The 8,845-nt window shown below is 73.9% G+C and carries 8 protein-coding genes and 2 pseudogenes; 8 read left to right on the top strand and 2 right to left on the bottom strand.

The genetic code is table 11. From position 1 onward, the window contains the following. The 7 genes and pseudogenes from AWZ10_RS41275 to AWZ10_RS41250 all read left to right on the top strand — a co-directional run. Positions 1–224 (top strand): annotated as a pseudogene (locus AWZ10_RS41275) (enoyl-CoA hydratase/isomerase family protein); the annotation flags it as partial. A gap of 94 nt (positions 225–318) precedes the next feature. Next, complete coding sequence (locus AWZ10_RS41270) at positions 319–951, top strand: hypothetical protein (RefSeq protein WP_234360935.1); 633 nt, start codon at positions 319–321, stop codon at positions 949–951. Beyond that, positions 948–3,554, top strand: a complete 2,607-nt coding sequence (locus tag AWZ10_RS41265; RefSeq protein ID WP_060893656.1) for a putative PEP-binding protein — start codon at positions 948–950, stop codon at positions 3,552–3,554. The genes AWZ10_RS41270 and AWZ10_RS41265 overlap by 4 nt, the downstream gene beginning before the upstream one ends. Then, a complete protein-coding gene (locus tag AWZ10_RS41260) occupies positions 3,551–4,669 on the top strand; it encodes an acyl-CoA dehydrogenase family protein (RefSeq protein WP_060893655.1) in 1,119 nt (372 codons plus the stop codon). The genes AWZ10_RS41265 and AWZ10_RS41260 overlap by 4 nt, the downstream gene beginning before the upstream one ends. A 19-nt stretch (positions 4,670–4,688) precedes the next feature. Further along, positions 4,689–4,808: pseudogene (locus AWZ10_RS54650) on the top strand (zinc ribbon domain-containing protein); the annotation flags it as partial. Between the two features lie 24 nt (positions 4,809–4,832). Further along, complete coding sequence (locus AWZ10_RS41255; RefSeq protein WP_244172725.1) at positions 4,833–5,117, top strand: OB-fold domain-containing protein; 285 nt, start codon at positions 4,833–4,835, stop codon at positions 5,115–5,117. Next, positions 5,114–6,268: a thiolase family protein gene (locus tag AWZ10_RS41250; protein ID WP_060893653.1), complete on the top strand. Its 1,155-nt coding sequence runs from the start codon at positions 5,114–5,116 to the stop codon at positions 6,266–6,268. Before AWZ10_RS41255 ends, AWZ10_RS41250 begins: the two co-directional genes overlap by 4 nt. 40 nt (positions 6,269–6,308) lie before the next feature. On the opposite strand, the gene AWZ10_RS41245 is transcribed toward AWZ10_RS41250, so the two are convergent. Next, the gene (locus AWZ10_RS41245; protein ID WP_046702560.1) at positions 6,309–6,959 is read right to left on the bottom strand and encodes a TetR/AcrR family transcriptional regulator; all 651 of its coding nucleotides are present in this window, start codon (positions 6,957–6,959) and stop codon (positions 6,309–6,311) included. A gap of 147 nt (positions 6,960–7,106) precedes the next feature. Between AWZ10_RS41245 and AWZ10_RS41240 the strand changes: the two genes are divergently transcribed. Continuing rightward, complete coding sequence (locus AWZ10_RS41240; protein WP_046702559.1) at positions 7,107–7,718, top strand: TetR/AcrR family transcriptional regulator; 612 nt, start codon at positions 7,107–7,109, stop codon at positions 7,716–7,718. Between the two features lie 50 nt (positions 7,719–7,768). On the opposite strand, the gene AWZ10_RS41235 is transcribed toward AWZ10_RS41240, so the two are convergent. Further along, the coding region (locus tag AWZ10_RS41235) for a 2-oxo acid dehydrogenase subunit E2 (protein WP_060893657.1) at positions 7,769–8,845 on the bottom strand (1,077 nt) is incomplete at its 5' end.

Genomic DNA, 8,845 nt, shown 5'->3' with positions numbered 1-8,845 from the left:
TGGTCGCCGCCGCCGGTGAGGCGCTGCGCGCCGCCAAGGCCCTGCTGCGCGGCCGGGACGAGGACTCGCTGACCTCCCATCTCGCCGAGGAGGCACGGCAGATCGCGGACCTGGCGGGCCGGCCGGAGGCACAGGAGCGCATGGCGTCGTTCCTCGCCGCCCGGGACCGCGCACGGACGGGCGACAGCCGGGCCCGGCCCCGGGACGCAGAAAGTGTTTCTTGATTCCCTCTTCACTAACAGGCCCGTCGGAGCGTAACCTCCGGGCAACACAGAACCGAGGAACCGGTCACCACAGAACCGGGGAAAAGGTATGGCGATGCAATCTGCTCCCGTGGACCTTCCGGACGCTTCCGACGAGACGCTCACCGAAGCCGTCGTCGACCTCGTTCTGCGGGGCATGTGGCGTGGCAGGCCCGAGTCGGAGCACCGCCCCCTGGTCGACGCCGGGCTGGCGATGGTGAAGGGTCCGCTCGTGCTGCCGACCGAGCGGGCCAAGGCCACCGCCGCACGGATCCTGCGCATCCCGCCGGGATCGGCCGAGGAGCAGCGGATCACCGCGGCCTACGAGGCGTTCCTGCCGGTCAACCGCAGGATCCGCGAGGTGTGCACGGCCTGGCAGTGCCGCCCCGACGGCAGCGTCAACGACCACTCCGACAGCGTCTACGACGCCGGGGTGCGCGAGTCGCTGGAGGACGTGCACGAGGCCATCCAGCCCGTGCTGCGCAGGCTGGAGCCGGTGCTCGAAGGCAGCGGACGTTATCTCACCGACCTGGAGGAGGCCCTCGACCGCTTCGACGACGGCGCGGTCAAGTGGCTGGCCTCGCCGCTGTGCGAGTCGTACCACACCGTGTGGATGCGGCTGCACCAGGAGCTGCTGCTGGTGCTGGGGATCAGCCGGGCCGAGGACGAGGCCCGGGAAGAGGAACTGGTCACGAGGAGCCGGGGTTGAGCGTCACCGACCGCGGGCCGGAGCCCTTCGCCCGGCCCGAGACCCCGCCCGCCTCGCCCGAGGCCCCCGGCCGGGCCCTGGTGCCCTACGGGCAGGGCCGTATCCGCGGGCTCGACGCCGGAGAGCTGGGCGCCCACGGCGCCGCGATGGACCGTCTGGTGGCCCTCGGGCTGCCGGTCGTCCCCGGGCTCACCGTGCCGGCCGGCGCCTCCGCCTCCCTGTGCGAACCCGGCACCGCCGAAGCCGCCGTCGGCCTGGTCGAACAGCTCTCGGGACGGCGGATCGGCGACACGGCCCGCCCCCTGCTGCTGCGCCTGTCGGCGAGCGCCCCGACCGAGATCGCCGGACTGCCGCCCGACCTCGCCTGTATCGGCGTCACCTCCACGGGCGCCGACGCCCTGTGCGCCGTCATCGGACGGGCGGACGCCCTGTACGAGGTGTGGGGGGCCACCGTGCGGATGATCGCCGAGCACGCCCTCGGCGTCCCCGGCGCGGTGCTCGACGACGCCCTCCTCGACACATCCGGGCCGCGGGCCCGGGTCGACGTGCTGCTGTCCCTGGTCGCCCGGCACGGAACACAGCCCTTCCCCGACGACCCGGCCCGGCAGCTCGCCCTGGCCGCCCGTGCCGTTCTCGCCCGGTGGGACTCGCCCCGGGCGAGGAGATCCCGCAAGGCACAGCGGCTTCCCGCGGACCTGGGGATCGCCCTGCACGTGCAGGCGCTGCGCATCGGCCCGGCCGACCGCTCGGGCCACGGCACGGCCGTCAGCCGCCACCCCGAGACCGGCCGCCTCTCTCCCCATGGCTCGTTCTTCCGGGGGGTGCGGCGCAGCGCCCCGCCGCCGCACACCGGTGAACCGCTGGACCGCCTCGCGGGCGGCAGGGCTCTGCTGGAGCACTCCCTGCTCACCCTCGAACGTCATCTGCACGCGCCCGTCTCCGTCGACTTCGAGGTGCGGGACGACGAGATCTCCCTGCTCGCCGCCTCCGCGCAGCAGCGGCCGCCGCTGCGGGCCTCGGTATGCCTGGCGGCCGACCTGGCCCGCGACGGCGCGCTCGGTCCCGAGGAGGCCGTCCTGCGGATCGGCCCCGCGCAGGTCCAGGAGCTGCTGCACCCCCAACTCCGGCTGACCGGCGACGAGGACCTGCTGGTGACGGGGCTGCCCGCCTCGCCCGGCGCGGCGACCGGCGTGGTCGTGCTGTCCAGTGAACGTGCCCTCGAACTGGGCGCGGACGGCACCCCCGTCGTGCTCGTGGCCCATGAGACGAGCCCGGCGGACGTCCCCGGCATGCTGGCCTCCGCCGCCGTACTGACCGGCACCGGCGGTATCGCCTCGCACGCCGCCGTGGTGGCACGGGGCGCCGGCAAGCCCGCGGTGTGCGGCGCCGAGGGGCTGCGCGTGGACCGGGCCGCCGGGACGGTGGGCATCGGGGACCGGGTGCTGCGCGAGGGCGACCCCGTGTCGCTGGACGGCCGTACCGGCGCCGTCTACGCGGGGACGCTGAGCGTCAGTGTCGCCGGACCACCGCCCGAACTGTCCACCCTGCTCACCTGGGCGGACGGCATGCGCCGACTGGGCGTGCGGGCCAACGCCGACACCTCCGCCGAGGTCGGCACCGCCATCGCCCTGGGCGCGGAGGGGGTCGGACTGTGCCGTACGGAGCACCAGTTCCTCGGCGACCGGCTGCCGCTGATCCGCCGGGTGATCCTGGCCGCCGATCCGGCCGCCCGCGACGCGGCACTGGTGGCGCTGGAACAGGCACAGCACGAGGACTTCCGAGCGCTGCTGGCCGCCGTGGGCGACCGCCCGGTGACCGTGCGCCTGCTGGACGCCCCGCTGCACGAGTTCCTGCCCGGTCCCGGCCATGCCTCTGACGCGGCCGAGGAGCAGCGGGCGGCCGCGCTGCGCGAGGCGAACCCGATGCTCGGGCTGCGCGGGGTGCGGCTGGCGCTGCTGCACGAGAGGCTCTACCCCGCCCAGGCCGAGGCGCTCTTCGCCGCCTGGGCGGACGTCGCCGCCACCGGGATCCGGCCCGAGCTGGAGGTGATGATCCCGCTCGTCAGCCTGCCGGAGGAACTGGCCGCCGCGGCCGCGTACGTACACGGGGCCGCCGAGGCGGTCGCCGCGCGCACCGGAGTGGAGGTGCCGTACCGGCTCGGCACGATGATCGAGACTCCGCGCGCCGCGCTGCTGGCCGGCGAACTCGCCGAACACGCCGAGTTCTTCTCCTTCGGCACCAACGATCTCACCCAGCTGACCTACGGGTTCTCCCGCGACGACGTCGAGCGCCAGGTACTCGCCACCTATCAGGAGCGGGGCCTTCTGACGGCCAGTCCGTTCGCACGGCTCGACCCGCACGGGGTGGGCGCCCTGATCGCCCTGGCCGTCGAGCGGGCCCGGAGCGTACGACCCGACATCAAGCTGGGCGTGTGCGGGGAGCACGGCGGGGACCCGGAGTCGATCGCGTTCTGCGACGGCCTCGGCCTCGACTACGTCTCCTGTTCCGCGCACCGCGTGCCGGTGGCCCGGATGGCGGCCGCGCACAGTGCCCGGCATGAGCGGCACGACGAGAGCGACAGCGGGAGCGGGAGCGCACGATGACGAGCACCATGACGGGCGGCCCGGCCCTGTCGGACGCCGAACTGGACGACCTGCGCGAGACCGTACGGTCGGTGTGCGCGGACGCCGGAGGCACCGCGGCGGTGCGGCGGCTGTCCGAGCACTCCCCCGGCATCGACGCCGCGTTGTGGGACACCCTCGGCCGGCAGGTCGGCCTCGCCGCCCTCGGGCTGCCCGAGTGGGCCGGCGGCATCGGCGGTCTCGCCGAGATCGCCGTGGTCTGCGAGGAGCTGGGCAGAACACTGGCACCGGTGCCCCTGCTGTCCTCCACCGTGCTGGCCGGGCAGGTGCTCGCCGGCTGCGGTACGGCCGACAGGGCGCTCGCCGAGCTGGCCGAGGGCACGGTGTACTCCCTGGCGGTGGCGGCACCCGACGGGACGTGGCGGCCGGGGGCCGTTCCGGTCGCCGTCTCCTGGCAGGGCGGGGTCCCGGTCCTCGAAGGCACCGCGCCGTTCGTGCTCGACGGCGCCGATGCCCGGGGGCTGGTGGTGGCCGCCGCCGGGGCCGAGGGCGTGGACCTCTTCCTCGTCGACCCGGGCGAGCCGGGGGTCACGGTCCGCCGGGTGCCCACCCTGGACCTCAGCCGGGGCCAGGCGGTGGTCACGCTGTCCGGCGCCCGGGTGCGGGCGCTGACCGCCGGCGGCGAGGGGGCAGAGGTCGTCTCCCGTGCCCTGGACGTGGCCCTGATCGCCCTGGCGGCCGAGCAACTCGGCGGTGCGCAGGCCGCGTTGGACATGACGGTCGCCCATGTGCGGGACCGTACCCAGTTCGGCAGGGCGATCGGCGGGTTCCAGGCGGTCAAGCACACCTGCGCCGACATGCTGCTCCAGGTCGAGGGCGCCCGTTCGGCGGTGACGCGTGCCGTGCGGGTGGCCGCCTCGCCCGGGGCGCTGGCCGAGGCGGCGGCGGTGGCCCAGGCGTGGGCGTGCGAGGCCTTCGTGTCCGTCGCCGCCGAGTGCGTGCACCTGCACGGCGGGATGGGCTTCACCTGGGAGCACGACGCCCATCTGTACTTCCGGCGGGCCCAGTCCGACGCCGTCCTGCTGGGCGGCGCCGCGCATCACCGGGAACGGCTGGCCGGACTGCTGAGCTGGTGACGTGAAAGGCGGAACCGGTATGACCACCCGACTCATCGACGACTTGCTGTTCGACGGCGGGGCCGACGGAGCTCCACCGCGGCTCGTGGGCGCCCGCTGCTCCGGGTGCGGCACCGTCGTCTTCCCGCGACAGGACTCGTGCCCCAGGTGTTCGCAGGGGCCCATGTCCCCTCACCTACTGCCGGTGAACGGGCGGGTGTGGTCGTGGACGCTCCAGGCGTTCCCGCCCAAGCCGCCCTACCGGCCGCCGACGGGCGGCCACCGGCCGTACCACGTCGGCTATGTCGACCTCGGAGAGGTGCTGGTCGAGGCACGGCTGGCGGTTGCCCGCGCGGAGATCCGGATCGGGCTGCCGGTACGGCTGACCACGGTGCCCGCCTACCACGACGACGACGGAACCGAGGTCCTGACCTTCGCGTTCCGGCCGGACACGGAAGGGGAGCGATGAGCCGGACCGACGACGTCTACGTGGTCGGATGCGGGATGCGTCCCTTCGGCCGCGACGAGAGCGTCACCGGGATGGACATGGCCGAACGGGCGGTCCGGGAGGCGCTGGCCGATGCCGGGGTCGCCTGGAAGGACATCGGTTACGCGGCCGGCGGCTCCGACGTCTCCGGCAAACCCGACACACTGGTGGGCCGCCTGGGCCTGACCGGAGTGCCCTTCGTCAACGTCCAGAACGGCTGCGCCACCGGTGCCTCCACCGTGCTCGCGGTGGCCAACGCGCTGCGCGCGGGCGAGGCCTCCCTCGGGCTGGCGGTGGGGTTCGACAAGCACGAACGGGGCGCCTTCCACGTCTCCGCGGCCCGCTACGGCCTGGGCGAGTGGTACGCCGAGACCGGCATGATGCTGACCACCCAGTTCTTCGCCCTGAAGACACAGCGGTACCTGCACGAACACGGCATCCCGGAGCGGGCGCTCGCGACGATCGCCGCGCGGGCCTTCCGCAACGGCTCGCACCATCCCCTGGCCTGGCGGCGCAAGCCGCTCACGGAACGGGAGATCCTCGACTCCGCCGAGGTCAGCCCCCCGCTCACCCAGTACATGTTCTGCTCCCCGGGACAGGGCGCGGCGGCCCTCGTGCTGGCACTCGGCGACCGCGCGTTCGACCTGTGCGAACGCCCCGTCAAACTGGCGGCGCTGGCGTTTCGCACCCGGCGGTTCGGTTCGTTCGAGGTGTTCTCGCCCTGGCTGCCGCCGGGACCGCACCGCAGCCCCAGCGTCGATGCCGCCGAGGCGGCCTTCCGCACCGCCGGAGTGCGGCCCGCGGACGTGCGGGTCGCCCAGTTGCAGGACACCGACAGCGGCTCGGAGCTGATCCACCTGGCGGAGACCGGGCTGTGCGGGCACGGCGAACAGGAGGAACTGCTGGCCCGCGGGGACACCGACCCCACCGGCCGGATACCGGTCAACACCGACGGCGGCTGTCTGGCCGGCGGGGAGCCCGTCGGCGCCTCCGGGCTGCGCCAGTTCCACGAGGTCGTACGGCAGTTGCAGGGACGTGCGCCCGGCCTACAGGTACCGAACGCTCCCCGGGTGGGCTTCACACATGTGTACGGGGCGCCCGGCATCAGCGCCTGCTCGGTCCTCACGGTGTGAGGGGCGGCCGGGCCGTGCGCCGTGGTCCTGGTGGGGCGCCTCAGGAGCGCGCCGGGGCCGGCTTCTCCTCGGCGACGATACGCAGCGCCAGCGCCCTGACGGCCTCCAGTACGGCCCGGGAGGGCATCCGCGACAACGGGCCTCCCTCCGCCCGCAGCGCCGTGACGAGCATGGTCGTGCTGATCAGCGTGCGGACCGCGAGCGCCTGCGTCGCGTGCCGTGCCTTGGCCGCCCGGGGGCTGCGGGTGGTGCCCTCGGGCAGGTAGTCGTATCCCCGCTGGACGTGGCGCTGCTCGAACTCGTCCCGGAGCACCTTGACACTGCCGTTGGCGGAGGCGAACTGGACCTGGTAGAGGCGGGCCTCGTCCGGGTTGCGCTCCACCCACTCCCATACGGCGTCGATGACGCGCAGCAGACCCTCCGCGTCGCCCGGCTCTGACTCCGGCCGGGCGGCCTCCACGACGGCGTTCAGCTGGTCGAAGACGCGGCGCATGGCGAGTTCGAGCAGTTCCTCCTTGCCGTCGAAGTGGTAGTAGACGGCCGTGGGCACCACCTGGGCCTCGGCCGCGATGTCCTGGATGCTGGTCTCCGCGAATCCGTTGCGGCCGAACACCCGCACGGCGGCGGTGATGATGTGCTGCCGTCGCGAGGGGCGGTGGGCGGGCTGCTTGCCGTTCTTCGTGGTGGCCATCGTGCTCCCCTGGCGACTGCCGTGGACCCACGCTTACGTGGATCCCCTTGTACTGACCATGCTATCCAGTAACTCCGACCGGCAGGCGGCCGAATTCCTCCTGCACATGGGCCTCCGGAGCATCCAGGCCCCGGCATACTTGACATCATGACGACATCCGGGACCCGCGCCGCTCACCGTCCGTCGCGCAAGCAGTGGGTGATCGAGGCAGCCACGGAGCTGTTCGCGACCCAGTCGCCGGACGAGGTGACGGTGGCCGACATCGCCGCCCGTGCGGAGATGACCTCGGCGGCGGTGTACTACCACTTCTCCTCCAAGGACCAGGTCCTGGCGGAAGGGATGCGGGTGTTCGCCGCCGCGCTGCGCGAGCAGCTGCGGGCACTCACCGACGCCCACGAGCCCGGTACGGACATCGGGCCGACGGTCACCACGCTGCTGGCCTGGCTCGGCGAGCAGCGGTCCGCCGCCACCGTCTTCTTCGTGTCGTCGGCCGGCATGAGTCAGGAGGCCGAGGCGCTGCGCCAGCAGAGCCGCGCGGACCTGCTGGCCGAACTGGTACGGCTGATCCACAAGGCCCGCACCTCGGCCTCGGAGCCGGAGGCGGCGGTGATCGGCCTGGGCCTGCTGGCGCTGCTGGAGACCGCGGCGATCTCGCAGGTCCGGGGCGACGACGTGTACCGGTCGCTCGGGCACCGCTCGTTCGTCCGCGAGGTCGGCGACCTCGCGAGGCGGATCGCGGACCCGGCGGCGGCCGAATAGCCCGGCGGCGGCCGGGCTGTTCGGCGGCGGCCGGGCTGTTCGGCCGCCGGTCACACCAGCAGACGCAGGGGCCTGCGCAGCAGCTCCCCGACCGTGCGCAGATACTCGGCCGCGGGCGCTCCGTCGACGGCGCGGTGGTCGAACGTGAGGCTCAGCGTGAGCACCCGTGTCCGCAGCGGCCGGTCGTCCCGCCACTCCACGCCGTCCCTGAGCGCGCCCACCCCGAGGATGGCGACCTGGCCGGGATTGATCACCGGGGTGAAGAAGTCCACGCCGTAGCCGCCCAGTGAGGTGACGGTGAAGGTGCCGCCCTCCAGCTGGGCCGGGGAGACCCGCCCGTCGCGGGCGGCCCGCGCCAGCTCCTTCGACCGGCGGGCGATCTCCGGCAGGGGCAGCGCCGCCGCGTCCTCGAGCACCGGGACCAGCAGGCCGCCCGGTACGGCGACGGCGAAGCCGAGGTGGATGCCGTCGAGCAGGTGGACGCCGTCCTCGCGCACCGTCGCGTTGAGGAGCGGGTGCTCTTCCAGGGCCAGCGCGGCGGCCTTCAGCAGGAAGTCGTTGAGGCTGGGCACGGGCAGTTCGCTGTCGGCCCATTCCTCCTTGAGCCGGTCCCGCAGGGACACCACGGCGTCCATCCGGACCTCGTACCCGTGCGTCAGCTGCGCCATCTCCTGGAGGCTGGCGTGCATCCGGCGGGCGATGGTGCCGCGCATCCCGGTGAGGGGGAGGACGTCACCCGGCCGGGGCGTCGCGGTCTTCCCGCGGACGGGCGCCGAGTCGGGGGCCGGGATGACGGGGTCGAGGTCCGACCTGCGGATCCGGCCACCGGGCCCGGTGCCGTTCACCTCCGCGAGGTCGATGCCCCGCTCCCTCGCCAGTCGGCGGACCAGCGGCGAGACGGGGAGGACGGAGGCGGAGGCCGGAACCGCCGGGGTGACGCCGGTGGCGGCTTCCAGGAGGAACTCCTCCACGTCCTCGGAGACGATCCGGCCGCCGGGCCCGGTGCCGCGTACGTCGGTGAGGTCGACGCCGGCCCCGGACGCCACCCGTCGGGCGTTCGGTGAGGCCAGGAGCCGGCCCCCCGGGGCGAGGGAGGCGGTACCGCCGGGCGAGGGTGCGGAAGACGC

Source organism: Streptomyces europaeiscabiei (genome assembly GCF_001550375.1).
GTDB classification, from domain to species: domain Bacteria; phylum Actinomycetota; class Actinomycetes; order Streptomycetales; family Streptomycetaceae; genus Streptomyces; species Streptomyces europaeiscabiei.
The sequence above is the reverse complement of the archived record's forward strand: the minus strand, read 5'-3'. Positions and strand labels throughout refer to the sequence as shown.